Raw genomic sequence first — 18,125 nt, forward strand, 5'->3', positions numbered from 1 at the left:
AAGCGGCAGGTTTACAAACTTATTGGAACACAAGTGGTTTCCTAAGCAAACGCCCTGAGAAGCAGGGCAAACCGGCCTGAAACAATAAGTAAACAGAGGCGCAAGGTTTTAAGGATAAAAGCTTTACGGAAGACGTGAAATACCGTACTTTTGCACCTCGATTGACATACCTATACAACATGGAAAGAGAAGTACGAGTACGCTTTGCCCCTAGCCCCACCGGGCCGCTGCACATTGGCGGGGTACGCACAGCGCTGTATAATTACCTTTTTGCTAAGAAAATGGGCGGTAAAATGATACTGCGCATTGAAGATACCGATCAAACCCGCTTTGTGCCCGGCGCCGAGCAATACATCTTTGACTCCCTGGAGTGGTGCGGCATTACCCTGGACGAAAGCCCGGTGCACGGCGGTCCGCACGCCCCTTATCGCCAGTCTGAGCGCAAGCCCATGTACATGGACTACGCCCTGCAGCTGGTAAATGCTGGCCACGCCTACTACGCCTTTGACACCGCCGAGGAACTGGAAGAGATGCGCGAGCGCCTCAAAGCCGCCAAGGTAGCCACCCCGCAGTACAACGCCATTACCCGCGCCACCATGAAGAACTCCCTCACCCTGCCCGAGGATGAGGTGAAACGCAGATTAGAGAGCGGTGACCCATATGTGATCCGTCTGAAAGTACCGCGCAAAGAAGAAGTTCGTCTGAAGGACTTGATTAGAGGATGGGTAATGGTGCATTCCTCAGCCATCGATGACAAAGTTCTGATGAAGTCTGACGGCATGCCTACCTATCACCTGGCTAACATCGTGGATGACCATTTGATGGGAATCACCCACGTGATCAGAGGCGAGGAGTGGTTGCCAAGTGCCCCGCTGCACGTGCTATTATACCGCTACTTCGGTTGGGAAGACACCATGCCCGAATTCGCGCACTTACCATTGCTTTTGAAACCAGACGGTAACGGTAAATTGAGCAAGCGCGACGGCGATAAGTTAGGCTTCCCGGTATTCCCGCTGAACTGGGTAGATCCGGTGAGCGGCGAGAAATCCAGCGGTTACCGCGAGGCGGGTTACCTGCCCGATGGTTTCGTGAACTTCCTGGCTTTCTTGGGCTGGAACCCAGGCACGCAGCAAGAGATCTTCTCTATGGAAGAACTCATTGAAGCCTTCAGCATTGAGCGTATTGGGAAATCCGGTACCCGTTTCGATATCCAGAAAGCCCGTTGGTATAATGAGCAGTACCTGCGCGCCAAACCAGACGCAGAATTAGCCCAGTACCTTCTAGCGGCCCTGCCCGAGCAAGGCATTGCCTGCTCTGAGGAGCGCGCCGAGAAGATCGTGAGCCTGATGAAAGAGCGCGTGACCTTCCCGCAGGATTTCTGGAAAGAGGCCGCTTACTTCTTCGTGGCGCCGACGCAGTACAATGAGCAGGTAGCTGCCAAGAAATGGTCGGCTGCCGCGGCTGGAGCCTTTGAGGAATTCAGAAACGAGTTGGCTTCTCTGACAGAGTTTAACGCTGATTCTGTGAAAGCCTTGTTGCTGCAGATTCTGGAGCGTAACGGCCTCAAGATTGGCCAGGTAATGCAAGCTTTAAGAATCGCCTTGACCGGCGTAGAGGCAGGTCCAGACCTGATGGCTATTATTGAGATCATCGGCAGAGAAGAGACCGAAGCTCGTATTGACGCTGCTCTAACTAAACTGGGCCAATACGCTGCATAACGCTAACTTCTGCGCAGGCAGAGAAATATAACACATACGGTTTCGGAGCTGTTTTGCAGAAAACAGCCCTGAAACGTTTTAAGACAAACATGAAATCCGCCGTTATAAACAAGCCCCAGATGCTTGCTTATGACGGCGGATTCTTTTTAATTCGTTTATCCTTCTGCCAGATTTCCCGTTTGTAGTAAAAGCAACTGGCCCGGCGGCTTGCCTGGGCGTAAACTTTACTACTATGGCAAAGAAGAAAGCAGACAAGGACAAACCAGAGAATAAACCGGAAAAAAAAGCGAAGGTGCACCCTGAGCTGGAAGGCTTCGAGATCAAGATCAATCCCTTGGGGGACATTACCTCTAACTTCAACATTGACCAGCTCAACTCTTTCCTGGACCGCAACGTCTCAGACAAGAAACTGGTAGGTGACCAGGGCAAGAAGCGGCCGCAGGAAGAAGACGAGGAGTTCCCAATTGAGGAAACCGTGGACGAGGAAGAGAACGAGGAGGATTTCTTCAAAAAAGGGGCATCTTTGGACGATGAGGCCGATGATGACTTCTCTGACAAAGGGAAACCATCAGACCCTAAGAAGAAAAAATAAACCTAACCTCATATATGACATCCCACGAAGTAGATTACCGCATTCACGGCTCAGACATTCAGGTGCTGGAAGTAGAACTGGACCCACAGGAAACCGTGATTGCCGAGGCTGGCGCCATGGTGTTCATGGAAGACGGCATTCAGTTTGAAACCAAGATGGGCGATGGCTCCAACCCCGCATCGGGCTTCTTAGGCAAGCTGGTGCAGATGGGCAGCCGGGCCATCACCGGCGAGTCGCTGTTCATGACGCACTTTACCCATCGTGGGTATGGCAAAGCCAAAGTAGGCTTCTCGGCTCCTTATCCGGGTACTATTATGCCTATCAACCTAGCAGAGTTTCCGCAGGGCTTGATCGTGCAGAAAGACGGTTTCTTGGCCGCCGCGCTAGGCACTAGAATCGCCATGCACTTCAACCAGCGTTTGGGCGCGGGCTTCTTCGGGGGCGAGGGTTTCATCATGCAGCGCCTCACTGGTGATGGCTTAGCCTTCATCCATGCGGGCGGAACTGTGATTGAGCGGCACCTGCACAACGAGACGCTTCGGGTAGACACCGGTTGCGTGGTAGCTTATGAAAACGGGATCGATTTTGATATCCAACGGGCCGGCGGCCTGCGCTCGATGGTATTCGGGGGCGAAGGTCTGTTTCTGGCCACCCTCAGAGGCACTGGGCGGGTTTGGATTCAGTCCATGCCGGTGAAGAAACTGATCCAGGCCTTGATGCCGCACGGCGGAAACGCCAACAAAGAAGGCGGCTTGCTGAGCAGCTTCCTAGAGTAGAGTTTTTTTGGAATAGATAACATAAACAAAAAGGCAGCAGGCACTACACGCCTGCTGCCTTTTTGTTTATCAGAATCTAAACCGCCGGCGGAATGGGTGCGGGCACCACGTTCTTCACGGGTTTTATAGACTTCAGGTACGTAAAGATGGCTTCTAAGTCTTCGTCCTTCATCTTACTGTAGTGCGGCCAAGGCATAGGCGGAAGTATTTGCCTGGTGTTGTCCATGCCTTTGTATTTCCCTTCGCGCAGCGCTTTCTTGAAGTTATCCAAAGTCCAGTTTCCTATGCCGGTGGGGTCTGGGGTCAGGTTTGCCGAGAAGGAGACACCCCAAGGCCCCACTGCCGCTGTATTGTTCATATTGAACATCATCCATCCATTTTTTCCTGCGCCCGCAGGCATGGGTGGAAGTTTATCAGATGCTGGGTGCCCAGACAAATACCGATCAGGATCAGGCGTCATGGGTGGTATCTTATCTGTGGGTGCCAGTTTGGGCGAATGGCAATCACTGCAGGCCCCAATGGTCACCAAGTACTCTCCCCGTTCTTTTAACGCCTCCTGGCTCAACGCCGTAGGCTGCGTAGATGATTGCGTAACGGCACTGACGATCCCGGCTTCGGCAGTTTTGCTTTCCTGGGGCTTGCTTTCGCAGCTGTAGAACAAAGCGGCGGCACACACAATGGCAAGAACTCTTTTCATGGCTTTAGTTGGGTTAAAGTTGGAAAGACGAATGGTTACAGCCGCATAGTGATTCCTTAGCCGGAACTATGCTCTGGTTTACACGTGAAGAGTACTAGAAATTGCGGGGGACTTTCTTGATAAACCGTAATGATTTCTCCGGCTACTGAGACACCGGCACTTTAGGGCATCCACTCTTGGGCAGAAAGCCTAAGAGCAGCTTTGAAGCAGGCTTTCAACCTAATTGGTTGAAGAGCGATCATGTTCTATGATCTGCCTCAATCGGTATAAAGATAGGAGAAATATGTATTTATACAACTATTCCATGTATAAATACCATTTGTATACATCATTTTATGTATGCCTATCCCTTAACATCACATGCTTATGTTTTGAGCCTAGTTATCCTAAATACCGCATAAACCTTAGGCTTAGAACCTTGGTTTGTACCTGTATTTCAGTCTTGATTTTCTGAAAACAAGCTTTAAACGCTGACTTTGCAAGTTTGCGCGGGCTGGCTTTTTGGCTAGGAAAGTTGGTTCACCGCTAGAATTTCCTCCAGGTACTCTCGGTTGTTAGCCAAACGCGGAACCTTGTGCTGGCCGCCCAGTTTGCCTTTGTGCTGAAGCCAGTTCAGGAAGGCGCCGGAAGGAGCCACCGTAATCAGCGGAGCCTGTAAGGCGAGGTCTTTCTGGCGCTTGGCATCGTAGTCTGAGTTCACGGTGCGCAGGGTCTGGTCCAGCACCTCGGTGAAACGCTCTATACTGGAAGGTTGCTGTGAGAATTCTATGACCCATTGGTGCCCGCCCTTGCTCTTGCCTTCAAAGTACACGGGTGCGGCCGTAAAGTTGGTGATGGTGGCACCAGTAGCCTCACAGGCCTTGGTGATAGCCGTCTCGGCGTTCTCTACTACCACTTCTTCACCGAAGGCATTGATGAAGTGCTTGGTGCGGCCCGAGATTTTGATACGGTACGGCGCCAACGAGGTGAACTTCACCGTATCACCAATCTTGTAGCGCCAGAGACCGGCATTTGTAGAGATGATGAGGGCGTAGTTCTTGCCCAATTCAACCTGATCTAAAGTCAGTACCTGTGGGTTTTCCTGGTCGGCTTCTTCCATGGGAATGAACTCATAGAAAACGCCGTAATCCAGCATCAGAAGCATCTCGTCTTTCAGGCTAGGCTCATCCTGTATCCCGAAGAACCCTTCTGAGGCATTGTACACCTCCAGGTAGTTCATCTTGTCGGTAGGAATGATCTGCCGGAACAGTTCGCGGTACGGCCCGAAAGCAACGGCACCATGGGTAAACAACTCCAGGTTGGGCCAGACCTCGGTGATGTCTTTTGCGCCTGTTTCCTCTAAAATGCGGTTTAAAAGCACATAGGTCCAGGTGGGCACGCCGGAGATGCTGGTCACGTTTTCTTTGACGGTGATCTCCACCATCTTCTCAATCTTCTCTTCCCATTTGTCCATGAGCGCCACTTTGAGCGGCGGCGTCCGCATGGCCTCGGCCCAAATAGGAAGGTTCTGCATGATCACCGCCGAGACATCGCCGCAGCGGGTATCTGAGTTGAACTCATTGGGATGGTGGCTACCGCCGATGGAAAGTCCTTTGCCGGAGAAGACTTTGGTGTCTGGGTAGTTGTTCACGTAAATGGAAAGCATGTCTTTGCCTCCCTTGTAGTGACAGTCTTCCAGGGCCTCGGGGGTAACGGGGATGAACTTGCTGCGAGCGTTGGTGGTCCCCGATGACTTGGCAAACCACTCTACTTTGCTAGGCCACAGCACATTCTGCTCCCCGCGCATCACGCGCTCAATGTACGGGTACAGGTCTTCGTAGGCACAGATAGGCACCCGTTCCTGGAACTCGCGCACGCTCAGTTGATCAGAATAGCCGTATTTCTGCCCCCATTCGGTATTACGGGCAGTGGAGATGAGGTTTGTGAACAATTCACTCTGTACATCATGCGGGTACTTCCGGAAAAGATCTATCTGGTGGATCCTCTTCTTCATTACCCACGTCACAAGCGAATTGATTATCTCCACTATCTAATTGTTGATGGTTAGTTGTTGATTGTTTTGACCTGCTTACGTTTTGAGGTTGTCATTAGTCACTTTGATGAGGCTATTGATCAAGAGAGGCAACCGCTGTAAGCGTTGGAATATGTGCTTGTACTGCTCTTCGGGAATTAAGTTTCTACCCAGCGATGTAAGCCAGGAAACCACCTATCTAGAGTAGAATTCTAATTGCAAGCGGTAACTACCTCAAAAAGAAGCTTTCCTTCTTTGCCCGCAAGATCCTTTCAGGATGACAAAAGAAGAACTCCGTTTGCAACCAACAATCAACTAGACCTTTCGCTTCAGCTCAAAGTGCTTACCCAGGTATACGCGACGCACCTGCTCATCGGCGGCTAACTCCTCGGCTGAGCCGGCTTTCAGAATTTTACCCTCAAAAAGCAGATAGGCGCGGTCTACGATGGAAAGCGTCTCGTTCACGTTGTGGTCGGTGATGAGGATGCCGATGTTCTTGGTTTTTAGCTTGGCCACGATGGTCTGGATCTCCTCTACCGCAATGGGGTCTACCCCGGCAAACGGCTCATCCAGCAACACAAACGACGGGTCTACGGCCAGGGCACGGGCGATCTCAGTGCGGCGGCGTTCTCCCCCGGAGAGCACCACGCCTTTGTTTTTGCGCACGTGCGTGAGCGAGAACTCCTCCAGCAACTCTTCTACCTTCTCGCGGCGCTCCTGCTTGCTCTTGTCCGTCATCTCTAGCACCGACATGATGTTCTCCTCCACCGTTAGGTCACGGAACACCGATGCCTCCTGCGCCAGGTAGCCTACGCCCCTTTTGGCCCGCCGGTACATAGGCAGTTGGGTGATGTCTTCCTGGTCCAGGAAAATACGTCCGGAGTTGGGTTTCACCAGCCCCACAATCATGTAGAAAGAAGTGGTTTTGCCGGCGCCGTTAGGGCCCAGCAGCCCTACAATCTCTCCTTGGTTTACCTCCACACTCACATCGTTAACTACCGTGCGAGACTTGTATTTTTTGAACAGGTTTTCAGAACGTAAAATCATTGCTTAAAATTAAGGAATAAACCTTAGATGTGGTACGGTAACGCAAAAGAGCTGCCGCTACGTACGTGTAAAGAATTAGGTTATGCTTTGAAGTATAAACTTTCAAACAAAGTGATTGACTCATAGGGATATCTCTTGCGCAAGCTGTCTTTTAGCTGTAACTTATACCTCTTCTTTCACCCATGCGTTTACAATCTATGTTCTCCTTCTTAAGGAAAGTTGCCCGTGGCTCTGGAGTGGCGGTTGCCTTATTTACTTTCTGCATGACCCTGCTGAGCGCAGGGTCTGGTCCGGCGTCGTTCCTGCACGGTATTGACGTGTCAAGGTACCAGCGTGAGGTAAACTGGGAGCATGTAAAGGATTCCAATATCAATTTCGCCTTTATGAAAGCCACCGAGGGCGATTTCATGAAGGACCCTTACTTTGACCGCAACTGGGAGCTCAGCCGCCAGCACGGTATCAAACGGGGCGCTTACCATTACTATCAGCCGTGGGTGAGCGTAGACAAGCAAATAGCGCATTTCAAAAATACCGTGACCCTCCTGCCCGGCAATCTGGCCCCCGTACTGGATGTGGAAGCGTACGCCCATGAGATCTCCGATGCCAAGTTGCGCAGCGATATCCGCCAGTGGCTAACCGAGATTGAGAAGCACTACGGCGTAAAACCCATCATCTACAGCTACCAGAAGTTCTATGACCGCAAGCTCCGGGGTCACTTCCCGGATTACCATTTCTGGATTGCCCGTTACCAGAACGCAGAGCCTTCCATTCACCCCGGTGACAAAATGGTTTTCTGGCAGTACTCAGAAAGAGGCATTGTGAAAGGCATTGACGCTCCGGTAGACGTGAACTGGTTCTACGGCGATTTAGAAGCCCTCGGTTCTCTCTGCGTTCCCGCCGCCACCCCAACTGCCACCCCTGCCGCTACTCAGGTCATGGCCCAGTCAAACTAGCTTTGGGGCTCTTTTCCAAGAATCATGGCTAAAACAGGATTTTCTGGCTTCATACCCGATAACCAAGCACTTACTCTAAGCACATAAAAAAGCCCATCCTCTTTTACAAAGGATGGGCTTTTTAACTGTTTTCAGAAAATCAGCCTAGAAACGGATTATCTGATAGTGGCAGGCTGCGTGACAGTTGGAGCAGTGGGTTGCTGCCCTGGCGTTGGCGTGGCAGTGGCAGGTTCCTCAATCAGTTCCAAACCGTATTCTTTGCCTTTCACTAGGATTGGTACGCCTTTCTTCATCCAGGCAGGTTCTGGGGCTCCTTTTAAGTAATGGTCAAAGAACTGCGACATGCGCACCGAGAGGTCTTTCCGGTTCTTGCGCTGCACCAGGTTATGGGCCTCTCCGTTGTACACCAGAAGCCAAACGGGCTTGTTCAACCGGCGCAGGGCCATGAACATCTCAATGCCCTGGTACCATGGCACGGCGCCGTCATTGTCGTTGGCCATCATCATGAGCGGCGTCTCCACCTTAGGCACGAAGAACAGCGGCGAGTTCTCAATGTACTGCATGGGTTTCTCCCACAGCGTCCCGCCGATGCGGCTTTGGGTGCGCTCATACTGGAACTGCCGGCTCATACCGCTCTCCCACCGGATTCCGCCGTAGGCGCTGGTCATGTTGCTCACCGGGGCTCCGGCCATGGCGGCTTTGAACATGTTGGTGCGCGTCACCAGATAGGCTACCTGGTAGCCGCCCCAGCTCTGTCCCTGCAAAGCCATGTTCTTCTCATCCACAAATCCCTTGGCTACCAGGCTCTGCACGCCCGGTATAATGCTGTGGTACGCGCTCTCGCCGGGATAGCCGTCTTTGTAGATAATGTCCGGCACAAACACCAGGTAGCCTTGGCTCACGAACAACGGAATGTTGATGGTAGAGGCACTTGGCGCCGGCGCCCGGTAGTTGTGCAGGGTCTCCGCGTTGCGCTCATAGAAATACACCAGCATCGGGTACTTCTTCTTCGGATCGAAGTTCTCTGGCTTGAACAGGAGACCTTCCAGCGGCACGCCATCGTCTGAGCGCCAGTTGACCAGTTCCACGTTGCCCCACAGGTACTCGCTCTGCTGCGGATTGGCGTTGCTCACTTTCTGCGGCGCGTTGAAGCTAGTGTTGGTCACCCATACATCTGAATACTCCCTGAAGTTGGCCCTCCGGAAGATCAGGCGGTCACTGTCTTTGGCTTTGCGCACGCTGGTGAAGCTGTACGGCTCCATGAACACTTTCTGCGGTGCGCCCGTTTTCGTCACGTAATCGGTGAAGAAACCGGCGTCTTTGGTTTTCAGGTCCAGGGCGCGCAGCAGCAGTTTATCTTCTGACGGCACCACTCGCTGACTAGGGTTCAGGCTCACATAGCGAAACTGCAGGTTGTTCTGCCGACCGTAACCATCGGTGATATTCACGGCAGCGGCTTTCCCGGATGGGTCCAGACGCCATACGTCGTAGCGGTCGTTCACCAGCAGGTACTGGTCGTCTTTGGTCCAGCCGGTGAGGCCGTATTCCTCCGGCAACGAGGGTACATCATTCTGCTCATCGTAGAAAGCCACTTTCAACTTTTTGGTCAGGTTCACCGGGCTGCCGCCTTTCACAGCCATGGCTTTCCAGGAACTGTCCGAGGGCTCGTACCAGTACAGGTATTTGCCGGCCGGCGATAACCTAGGCGTACCGCGGGTGCCTTTCACAGCCAGCTTGCGGCTACCGTCTTTCAGGTCAATGAGCCAAGCATCCTGCCGCGAGGGGGTGTCGTAGCCCACGCTAAGGAGATAGTTCACGCTGCTGCTGCCTACGGCCACATCGGCGGTACGCCCCGGGTTCAGGGACACATCTGGGATCTCCAGCGTAGCCAATTGCACCATCTTCTTGCCTTTGAGGTCATACACAGCCAGGAACGAGCGCTTCTGCTCACGGTCCAGTTGTTTCAGCTGCATGGGTTGGATCAACGGATCACGGTAGGTCCAGACGTCCAGGCTTACTTTGTCTTCCTCCAGCTTGGTGGTGTCTTTCTCGTACTGCGTAGGCCGCGGGAACGTCCCGAAGAACAGGCGATCGCCTTTGTCTGAGAAACCCAGTTGGGCGTGCTCGCTCACCATCCACTTGGCCGGCATGCCTTTGTAGGCGGTATCGGCAAGAACGCGGGCCCGGTTGTCTTTGGCGGTCCAGTGCAGCAAATGAAAGTAGCGGATGTCTTTGCCCGTGCTGTCTTTGCTGGACACAAAGGCCAGCTGCTCGCCAGCTTTGTCTGCCACCAGGTTCTTGTAGGTCACGCGACCACTATCCACCGGCATGGTTTTCCGCGCCGAGGTGTTGAAGACGAACAACCCGTTCTTGCTTTTCGCCTCTTTGCCGGCTTGCACAAAGAACAGGTTGTTGCCTTTGTCTGAGAACAGGAAATCGGTGACGCGGTCAAAGCGGTACTCCTGACCCGTGGGCAAGTGGCGCAATACTAACTCAGAAGCATCTTCCTTTTTCCCGGTGCCGCCAGAAGGGGCTTTTGCGGTTGTTTTGGCGCCGGCCGGGGCTGCGGTTTTGGTAGTGTCTCTGGCTACTTTGGCAGCCAGCGGCGCCTCCATTTGGTAGGCCAGCCACTCGCCGTTCTGCTTGGGTAGTTTGTAGGATTTCACCCGCGCCACGTACTGCGTGTTGCCTTTGGCCAGGTCTAGGATGGCCAGGGAATCTTTGGGCATTTCCTCAGGCTTCTTTTTCTTCAGTTTGGCCTGGCGGGTAGCGGCGTAAGTAGGTTTCACCTGGAAAATGGCGAAGCGGCTGTCAGAGGTAAACGCACTGCGGTACCCCCTCGGGAAGGTCTTGCCGGAGTTCTGGCTCAGGTCTCTTAAGTGCAGCACACCGTCGCCTTCCTGCGGATTCACGGCGTACAGCAGGTATTTCCCGTCGTTGGAGAGGGAATCGCCTTCCACGCTTTTCCACGAGTCATACACGTCATGGGTCAATACTTTTTTGGCGGGCGTCTGCGCCTGTGCCGTCAAAGCACCCGCGCTCAGTAAGAGCCCCGCCAAAAGAATTCTGGGTTTCATCATCAATAGAGCTTGTTTGTGTAGGATGGAAATCTAAAAATACACCATCTGCCCCTCACATGCGAACTTATCCACATCAAAATGCTGAATCTGACCTGATTTGCAGAAAATGGCCTTGAAATGGGAACCCACCCCTACCCCTCCGAGGAGGGGATTTCCACATTGCGTCTGGTAGTAGGTGAGCCCTAGTTTGAGTTGTTGAAGATAACACCAACAACAGTGGATGAAAGTCCCCGAGCGTATGCGCAAATGGCAGAAAATGTAGGGGCAATCCCTTGTGGTTGCCCTAAACAGTAGGCACCATAATAGAGGCGTTTTATATAGGGATAAGCTACAAAGAGGAACAGTCAGTAAGAAAATCAATTGTTTAGATCAGTGCCAACGGCCAAGGGCAACCACAAGGGATTGCCCCTACATTCTTTGACTGCTTTTAGGAAAAACAGGCTTAAAATACCAGTAAGAGATTTTGATTAACTCGCGAAGCGGATGTCTTTGATGCGCAGTTGCAGGGTTACGTTGCCCCGGAAAACGTTCTCTTCTACGGCGTAGCAGACATCAAACGGAATGCCTTTCTGGATGCGCGGATAGTACTCGGCCATCCCGAAGGCGATGGCGTCAAAGAAGGTTTCGCCGTCCTGGGTGAGGCGAAGTTTGAGGTGGGCATCCCCTACCACGCGGGCCGAGCCGGTGTCGTATACGCAGGTGCTCATGAACACGGGCGCCATGTTGCCCGGTCCGAACGGCTCCATCTGTTTGAGGATGTTGAAGAACTTCTGGTTGATCTGGTGAAACTCCAGCGGACTATCGATCTCTACCATGGGCACTCGCTGCTCCTCCCGGATGGTTTGGGTCACGATTTGCTCAAAACGGGCCCTAAACGCCGGCACGTTTTCCACAGGAAGCGTAAGCCCAGCGGCGTACATGTGCCCGCCGAACTGATCCAGCAGGTCTGAGCACGCCAGGATAGCCTGGTGCACATCAAACCCGTGCACGGAACGGGCCGAGCCGGTAGCCTTGCCGTTGGACTCCGTGAGGATGATGGTGGGCCGGTAGTATTTCTCAATGCAACGGGAGGCCACAATGCCCACCACGCCTTTGTGCCAACTCTCCTTGAACAAGACCGTGGAGCGGGCGCTACGCAGGAAGTCATCGTCCTCAATCATCTGCAGGGCCTCTTTGGTGATGCTGGTGTCATGGCCGCGGCGCTCTGAGTTGGACACGTTGATCTTCTGCACCATGTCAAAAGCCTCTTCCTTCGTTTTGGCCAGCAGCATGGCCACTGAGCGCTTGGCATCGCCCATACGGCCGGCGGCGTTGATGCGCGGCGCAAACCCGAATACAATTTGGGTGATGTCCAGTTCACTGCGCAACTCGGCGAGTTCTTTCAAGGCGGTCAAGCCGGGGCGCAGGGGTGCGTTGTTCATGCGCTGCAACCCATGGTACGCCAGAATGCGGTTCTCACCGGTGATGGGTACAATATCGGCAGCGATGCTTACCACCACCAAGTCCAAGAGCTGGAACAGCGGTTCCTCGTCAAAGCCCTGCTGCTGGCAGAAGGCCTGCATGAACTTGAAGCCTACGCCGCAGCCGGCCAGTTCTTTGTAGGGGTACGGGCAATCGGCGCGTTTGGCGTCCAGCACGGCGATGGCTTGGGGCAGTTCTTCATCGGGCAAGTGGTGGTCGCAGATGATGAAGTCCACGCCTTTGGTGTTGGCGTAGGCTACCTTGTCAATGGATTTCACACCGCAGTCCAGAGAGATAATCAGGCTGAAGCCATTCTCCTGGGCGTAGTCTATACCTTGGAACGACACCCCGTAGCCTTCTGAATAACGGTCTGGGATGTAGTATTCAATGCGGTTCTGGAAGAAAGGCTGCAGAAAACCGTAGACCAACGCCACCGAGGTGGTGCCGTCCACGTCATAATCGCCGTAGATCAGGATACGCTCCTGGCGGTGCAGAGCGTCTACCAGCCGGTTCACGGCCTTGTCCATGTCTTTGAGCAGAAACGGGTCGTGGAGGTCTTCTAGCGAGGGACGGAAAAAGGCTTTGGCCTCGTCAAAGGTGCAAATCTCCCGTTGGCAGAGAATAGCTGCCAATGCAGGAACCAGGTTCAGGCTTTGGGCTATATGCTGTACTTTTGCGGCGTCCGGCGCTTCCTTAACTACCCATCGTTTCTGCATCGGCTGTTGCTGCGGCTTGGTCTGTGAAATGAGGTTGCAAAAATACGAAATCTGCGAGAGAACCGGGCACTCCTTTTGGCGGCTTCGTGTTTTTAAAAGCAGATCCTTTTCCCTTAGCTTTACGTGCGTGAAAAAACTGAAAGCCTTTTACCACAAATACAAAGACTACGGCCTGGTAGACGGGCTTATGTATCTGTCTTTTTTCCTGTTCCTAGCCATCCTGTTTATCTTCTTCCGGGATTAGCGTTTCCCTCCTGATTTCTGTAAAACAGGCCCAAAATGCTGGAATATCAAGGCGTTTCTCCTGCAAGTAAATCACTGCCTCTCAGGAAGAAAGAAATTCCGCAAAGCGCTGTTTCTTCGTCCATGGTTTTTCCGGGTGTTTTTCTACCTTAGGGCGCATAACGCGGTAAGGCTATGGTTCCTCTTAAGTTTTCTTCCTCCAAAAGTTGGTTTATCACGCTGGTTATCTGGGGCACTGTTGCCTTGCTCTGCGTTTTGTTAATAGGTGAGCTCCGCTCAGAAACACCACCGCTAAGAAAACTGGGTGCTGTAGTCTTTTGCCTCCTAATCAGTGGTCTATTGCTCTGGACTTGGTTTGGGACGTATTACCGCATTTCTGGGGAAGTGCTTCAGTTCAGGTGCGGTCCGCTGCACGGCCGTATTCCTATCAAGCAAATCAGGGAGATAAAGCAGCACCAGCATTTATGGGCGGGACTCAGGCCAGCCTTGGGTTTCCAAGGCGTGGTCATCAACTATAATCGCTGGGATACGGTGTATTTCTCTCCGGCCCAAAAAGAAGCCTTTCTCCAAGCCTTGCAAGCTGTGAACCCGCAGATTGTGGTGGCGTAATATCCTAAAAAATAAAGAAGCCGTTTTAGACTTGCTTTCAAGAAAGTGGATCTAAAACGGCTTCTTTATTTCTAGCAATTAGTGACTTCTAGACCTTATCCCCGCGCAGTTTTCTCAGTCTTTTGCGGGCTTCGGCTACGAACACGCTGCCGGGATGCTTCACCAGCAGTTGGTTGTAGAGTTCCTGGGCTTTCTCGGGTTGCTTGAGATTTTCTTCGTTCAGTTTGGCCAGCAGAAACAGCGCATCGTCTGAGAGGATGTCGTATTTGGGGTTCTCTATGATGAATTGCAGGTTCTTGGCTGCCTCCTGAAACTGACCAGTCTGCTGCAACAGCTCGGCCTTCTGGAAATAGATTTCATCGGTGAGGCTGTGGCCAGGGTACTTGGTGAGCAGTTTGTCCAGGGCAGCCATGGCCTCGGGGTACTTGTGCTGGAACACCAAGAAATCAATGGCCGCATATTCTTTGAGCGCCGCCGCCGAGGTGTCCATTCCCGTGTTGTCAATTATAAGCAGGCTCAGATCCAGGGCATCGTTCGCGATCTCGCGGCTGGTGGCCTGTTTCAAAATGTCCAGGTGGCTTTGGGCCAGTATAAAATCACCTTTGTAGTAGCTGAGCCGCGCATTGCGGAGTTTGGCCTCGTAGCCCAAGGGCTGTTCTTTGTGCGTTTTCTCTACCTGGCTGTACAGCAACGTACTTTCCCAGGGCTCTCCGCGCAGCAAATACACATCGGCGAGGGCTAGTTTGGCCTGGGCTACCACGTTGGGCTGGGCCCGGGGCATGGCAATAACTTCCTGCAGGTTTTTCACGGCTGCCTCCTGCGCCCCGAGGTAAAATGCCTGCAACTCACCCAGCTCTTTGATGACCTCGGCGGTGCGGTCGTTGCGGCCTAGTTCCTGCAGCAGGCTTTCGTATTCCTGGGCCAGCAGCTTGATCTTCTCTTTGTCTAAGGGGAAGGTATTCTTCACCTGTTCCTCGCGGGCCTGGATGATGCGCTGCCGCGCGATGGGGTACAACTCACCGGTGCGGTACTGCTGCATCACGTAGGTGTAACCCTCAATGGCGGTGGCGTAGTCTTTGTTGCGCAGGCTGATATCGGCCATGGAAAGCACCCGGGCACCGCCCCCTTGGGTCCGGCGGTCCAGCGCGCGCGTTTGCAGCAAAGCGGGTCCGAAGTCTTTGCGCTGCAGAAGGGTCCAGATAAGCAGTTCCTGCACGGGGGTGGCATCCGGCTCCGCCTGCACAGCGGTCATGAGGCGCTGCTCCAGCATGGAAAGAGATTCCTCGTCGCGGAGGGCGTTCTGCAGCATGTTCTGGGCGAAGGTGAGCGGCACGTTGCTGCTTCTCACCTGACGCAGGACCTCCTCTATCAACAGATCGGTTTTGCGCTGGTAGGAATAAAGCTGGAGCAGTTGGGCGGCAAAGGTCTTCTCGCTGCCGCTCAATTGGCGCGCGCGCAAGTACACCTGCTCGGCGTATGGAAGCATATCGGCTTGCTGAAAGGCCGTGGCGATGCCGTACACGTTCTCGGGGGTGGCGGTCTGCACTACCTGGGCCCATTTCTTCTCGGCGGCGGCGGTATTGCCGGAGGCCTGCAGCACGCGTCCTTCGTCTATGGCATAGGCGGACACGCCCGGGTACTTCTTCTGCGCCCGCTTCACCAGTTTCTCGGCCTCTTTGTAGTTGCGCAGCGCCAGCAGGGTGGTCAGGTAATCTGGGTACACCAGCCCGAACTGCACGTCCTGTTCCACCAATTGCACGAATAGTGCCTCGGCTTTGGCGTATTCGCTCTGGCGCAGGTACTCTTTGGCCAAGGCCATTTGCTCAGGAACGCTCTGGGCGCTGGCCTGCGGCACAGCCATGCCCAGAAAGCCCAAGGCCAGGAGCCAAATCAACAATAACTTTCTCTTCATGGTATTCTCCAGCTAAGCTATTCTTCCTTAACGTATTCTACGCCTGTTCAATATACTGTTTTACCCCCGATTTTTGAAAATCTGCCCCTAAACGGATCTCCCGGAAAACACAAGAGCCGCGCTGGGTGGCGCGGCTCTTGCAATATGTTTGAAAACCGGATTTGGCTTAGAAGAATCTAACGCGGTTGTCTTCAATCTTGGCGTTTTTGCGTACGGCCTCATACAGGGCGCTTTGTACACGTCCGGCACGGGTGCCTTGCAACTGCTGCTTCACAGAAGCTACATCAGCTACTGGCGTGGCCGGGGTCAGGCTGTTCAACTGCACGATCACGATTCCACCTTCTCCATCGATTGGGGCAGAACGCTGACCTGGCTTCAGGCCGAACGTCTTCCCTACGGCAACCGGCTCCAGGCCTAAGCCCGGGATTGTGGCGGCACCTAAGGTAACATCGTTGGCCGGACGAACCAGCGCATCTGGACCGTACTTAGCAGCAATCTGATCCAGTGAACCAGAGGCAGAAGCCAGCTTCTCTTTGATTTTCTGGCCTTTCAGTTCGTTACGTACGGCGGCAGTCAGTTCATCCCGCACATCGGCTACCTTGGCAGTTCCTTTTTCGCGTTTGCCGGTCAAAACCGCTACCACGTACTGGTCATCCATGGTGATCACCGGAGATACACTGCCTTCTTTGGTGTCTTCAGAGAATGCCCAACGCACCAGTTCACGGGCGTTCTGCAGGTTGTTGATAGAACGGTCAGAGGCGTTGATGTTCTTGGCCTCTACTTTAGACAAGCCTTTCTCGTTGGCAATGGTTTTGTTGAAGCTCTCCAGGTTGGTGCTGCTGGCGGCAATGGCGCCGGCACGGCTGAAAGCAAGCTCACGGGAATTGTCACTTGGCGTAAGCGCACGGGTCACCTGGGCTACCTGGTACGTTTTGGTAGTTTTAGGCTCCGTGATTTTCACGATGTGGTAACCGTAGTCTGTCTCTACCAAGTTTGGCAACAAACCAACTCCCGGAGCAGCAAATACCGCTTTCTCAAAAGCTGGCACCATGCGTCCTTCCGTGAACCAACCTAAGTCACCACCTTGGGAGGCAGTTCCGTCAGTCCCGTGCTGGGCAGCCAAAGCGGCGAAGTTAGCACCGCCTTTGATCTGGTTCAGGATGCCTTGGGCTTTGGCTTTGGCAGCAGCTTTGGCTTCTGGAGTGGTATTGTCAGGCTTGATCAAGATATGGCTGGCGCGAACAGAGGCTTGACCGCCTTCTTTTACATCCATGATCTTGTACAGGCTGAAGCTTCCGTTCTGGGCGAAAGGACCGTATAACTTGCCTTTCTCCAAAGCTTGGGTTTTCAGTTCTTCTGGTAACTCGTTCGCTGCCACGTAGGCTGGGTTGAACGGGGTCTCAGATTCTGCTTTCACAAACAAAGAGTCGTTCTCAGTGGTAGCGAAACGGGCAGCCAGTTCAGAAGTCTCTTTGCTGTAGTCTGTGCTGTCTTCTTTAGAAGCAGATACCGGTACTGTTACATACGTAATAGAGCGGCCTTCTTCTACCTCAAATTTCTTTTTGTTTTTGTTCAGGTATTCGCTTAGCTGGTCATCGGTTACCTTGATGGTTGAGTCAGCGATGCTGAAGTAAGGCACAAACAAAGAAGTGATGCTGGCCTTGGTGTTTTGCTCAGCGTTGAAACGCTTGGCTTCTTCTGTGGTCACGTAGTTAGACACCGTGAACAGGTTGTAGTATTTGTTACGCAGACGGTCTGTGGCCAGATCCTGCTCATATTTACGCCACGCGGCTTGTTGCTCCGGAGGCATGCTGCCCAGGTTACGCAAGGTCTGTTTTACCTGCTCTACGCTGAACTGGCCCGTCTTAGGATCTGTGAACATCTGCTTCAGGGCCGGGTGAACGTTACGTCCCTGTACCATGTCTACCTGCTCATCGGCGGATACGCCAATGCCTACTTTCTCAAATTCGTCCTCAAACGCGTACTTGAACACCAATTGGTTCCAGGTCTGCTCGCGCAGGGAAGACAACTCAGCTTCTGAAGGCTGGCGGCCGTACTGGTTGGCGTAGTTGTTCTTCGCCTCTTCAAACATGGCTTCAAATTCCTGCACAGACACTTCATGCCCGGCCACTTCCCCTACTGCCGTGTTGTTTCCGAACAACCGGGAATTTGGTCCCAGCAAGTCTCCCAACACAATGAAAATGAGCAAGCCAATGGCTATAGCGCCAATGGCGAACCCTGACTTCTCCCGAATCTTGTTAATTAATGCCATGTAAGTATTAGACGTATTTTAAGCGTTATGCAAAATAA

12 protein-coding genes are annotated in these 18,125 nt (G+C 53.1%); 5 read left to right on the top strand and 7 right to left on the bottom strand.

Annotated elements, in window-relative coordinates; all coding sequences use genetic code 11:
• The first annotated feature begins 179 nt into the window (after nucleotides 1–179).
• The 3 genes from gltX to FOA19_RS06875 all read left to right on the top strand — a co-directional run bounded on the left by gltX (nucleotide 180) and on the right by FOA19_RS06875 (nucleotide 3,086).
• Nucleotides 180–1,718, top strand: coding sequence for a glutamate--tRNA ligase (gene gltX, locus FOA19_RS06865; RefSeq protein WP_149090004.1), 1,539 nt, complete (start codon nucleotides 180–182; stop codon nucleotides 1,716–1,718).
• Nucleotides 1,719–1,950: 232 nt separating this feature from the next.
• The gene (locus FOA19_RS23300; protein WP_190300304.1) at nucleotides 1,951–2,310 is read left to right on the top strand and encodes a hypothetical protein; all 360 of its coding nucleotides are present in this window, start codon (nucleotides 1,951–1,953) and stop codon (nucleotides 2,308–2,310) included.
• A 14-nt stretch (nucleotides 2,311–2,324) separates the two neighbouring features.
• Nucleotides 2,325–3,086 carry a TIGR00266 family protein gene (locus FOA19_RS06875; protein WP_149090005.1) on the top strand — a complete coding sequence of 254 codons (762 nt, stop codon included), beginning with the start codon at nucleotides 2,325–2,327 and terminating at the stop codon, nucleotides 3,084–3,086.
• 76 nt (nucleotides 3,087–3,162) lie between these two features.
• On the opposite strand, the gene FOA19_RS06880 is transcribed toward FOA19_RS06875, so the two are convergent.
• The 3 genes from FOA19_RS06880 to lptB form a co-directional block, all read right to left on the bottom strand.
• Nucleotides 3,163–3,783 carry a cytochrome c gene (locus FOA19_RS06880; RefSeq protein ID WP_223808764.1) on the bottom strand — a complete coding sequence of 207 codons (621 nt, stop codon included), beginning with the start codon at nucleotides 3,781–3,783 and terminating at the stop codon, nucleotides 3,163–3,165.
• Nucleotides 3,784–4,288: 505 nt separating this feature from the next.
• Nucleotides 4,289–5,776 (bottom strand): GH3 auxin-responsive promoter family protein, encoded by a 1,488-nt coding sequence (locus FOA19_RS06885; protein ID WP_149090006.1) that lies wholly within the window; start codon nucleotides 5,774–5,776, stop codon nucleotides 4,289–4,291.
• A 333-nt stretch (nucleotides 5,777–6,109) separates the two neighbouring features.
• The gene (lptB, locus tag FOA19_RS06890) at nucleotides 6,110–6,841 is read right to left on the bottom strand and encodes an LPS export ABC transporter ATP-binding protein (protein ID WP_149090007.1); all 732 of its coding nucleotides are present in this window, start codon (nucleotides 6,839–6,841) and stop codon (nucleotides 6,110–6,112) included.
• 182 nt (nucleotides 6,842–7,023) lie between these two features.
• Here lptB and FOA19_RS06895 point away from each other — a divergent pair, with 182 nt between their 5' ends.
• Entirely contained in the window at nucleotides 7,024–7,794 is a 771-nt protein-coding gene (locus FOA19_RS06895; protein ID WP_149090008.1) for a glycoside hydrolase family 25 protein, read from the top strand.
• 155 nt (nucleotides 7,795–7,949) lie between these two features.
• Here the strand turns inward: FOA19_RS06895 and FOA19_RS06900 are convergent, their stop codons facing one another.
• Both FOA19_RS06900 and recJ read right to left on the bottom strand, forming a co-directional pair.
• Nucleotides 7,950–10,874, bottom strand: coding sequence for a S9 family peptidase (locus FOA19_RS06900; protein ID WP_223808765.1), 2,925 nt, complete (start codon nucleotides 10,872–10,874; stop codon nucleotides 7,950–7,952).
• 467 nt (nucleotides 10,875–11,341) lie between these two features.
• Nucleotides 11,342–13,051: a single-stranded-DNA-specific exonuclease RecJ gene (gene recJ / locus FOA19_RS06905; RefSeq protein WP_149090009.1), complete on the bottom strand. Its 1,710-nt coding sequence runs from the start codon at nucleotides 13,049–13,051 to the stop codon at nucleotides 11,342–11,344.
• A 417-nt stretch (nucleotides 13,052–13,468) separates the two neighbouring features.
• Between recJ and FOA19_RS06910 the strand changes: the two genes are divergently transcribed.
• Nucleotides 13,469–13,903 (top strand): PH domain-containing protein, encoded by a 435-nt coding sequence (locus tag FOA19_RS06910; RefSeq protein WP_149090010.1) that lies wholly within the window; start codon nucleotides 13,469–13,471, stop codon nucleotides 13,901–13,903.
• 88 nt (nucleotides 13,904–13,991) lie between these two features.
• On the opposite strand, the gene FOA19_RS06915 is transcribed toward FOA19_RS06910, so the two are convergent.
• On the bottom strand, nucleotides 13,992–15,815 hold the full coding sequence (locus tag FOA19_RS06915; RefSeq protein WP_149090011.1) for a tetratricopeptide repeat protein: 1,824 nt from the start codon (nucleotides 15,813–15,815) through the stop codon (nucleotides 13,992–13,994).
• Between the two features lie 166 nt (nucleotides 15,816–15,981).
• Nucleotides 15,982–18,087 carry a peptidylprolyl isomerase gene (locus tag FOA19_RS06920; RefSeq protein WP_149090012.1) on the bottom strand — a complete coding sequence of 702 codons (2,106 nt, stop codon included), beginning with the start codon at nucleotides 18,085–18,087 and terminating at the stop codon, nucleotides 15,982–15,984.
• Nucleotides 18,088–18,125: the final 38 nt, after the last annotated feature.

The organism is Rufibacter hautae, from assembly GCF_008271695.1.
Taxonomy (GTDB): domain Bacteria; phylum Bacteroidota; class Bacteroidia; order Cytophagales; family Hymenobacteraceae; genus Nibribacter; species Nibribacter hautae.

What these genes read in the sequence shown, in the direction of transcription:
- gltX (WP_149090004.1), top strand. Translation starts at nt 180, where the DNA reads ATGGAAAGAGAAGTACGAGTACGCTTTGCCCCTAGCCCCACCGGGCCG.
- FOA19_RS23300 (WP_190300304.1), top strand. Translation starts at nt 1,951, where the DNA reads ATGGCAAAGAAGAAAGCAGACAAGGACAAACCAGAGAATAAACCGGAA.
- FOA19_RS06875 (WP_149090005.1), top strand. Translation starts at nt 2,325, where the DNA reads ATGACATCCCACGAAGTAGATTACCGCATTCACGGCTCAGACATTCAG.
- FOA19_RS06880 (WP_223808764.1), bottom strand. Translation starts at nt 3,783, where the DNA reads ATGAAAAGAGTTCTTGCCATTGTGTGTGCCGCCGCTTTGTTCTACAGC.
- FOA19_RS06885 (WP_149090006.1), bottom strand. Translation starts at nt 5,776, where the DNA reads ATGAAGAAGAGGATCCACCAGATAGATCTTTTCCGGAAGTACCCGCAT.
- lptB (WP_149090007.1), bottom strand. Translation starts at nt 6,841, where the DNA reads ATGATTTTACGTTCTGAAAACCTGTTCAAAAAATACAAGTCTCGCACG.
- FOA19_RS06895 (WP_149090008.1), top strand. Translation starts at nt 7,024, where the DNA reads ATGCGTTTACAATCTATGTTCTCCTTCTTAAGGAAAGTTGCCCGTGGC.
- FOA19_RS06900 (WP_223808765.1), bottom strand. Translation starts at nt 10,874, where the DNA reads ATGATGAAACCCAGAATTCTTTTGGCGGGGCTCTTACTGAGCGCGGGT.
- recJ (WP_149090009.1), bottom strand. Translation starts at nt 13,051, where the DNA reads ATGCAGAAACGATGGGTAGTTAAGGAAGCGCCGGACGCCGCAAAAGTA.
- FOA19_RS06910 (WP_149090010.1), top strand. Translation starts at nt 13,469, where the DNA reads ATGGTTCCTCTTAAGTTTTCTTCCTCCAAAAGTTGGTTTATCACGCTG.
- FOA19_RS06915 (WP_149090011.1), bottom strand. Translation starts at nt 15,815, where the DNA reads ATGAAGAGAAAGTTATTGTTGATTTGGCTCCTGGCCTTGGGCTTTCTG.
- FOA19_RS06920 (WP_149090012.1), bottom strand. Translation starts at nt 18,087, where the DNA reads ATGGCATTAATTAACAAGATTCGGGAGAAGTCAGGGTTCGCCATTGGC.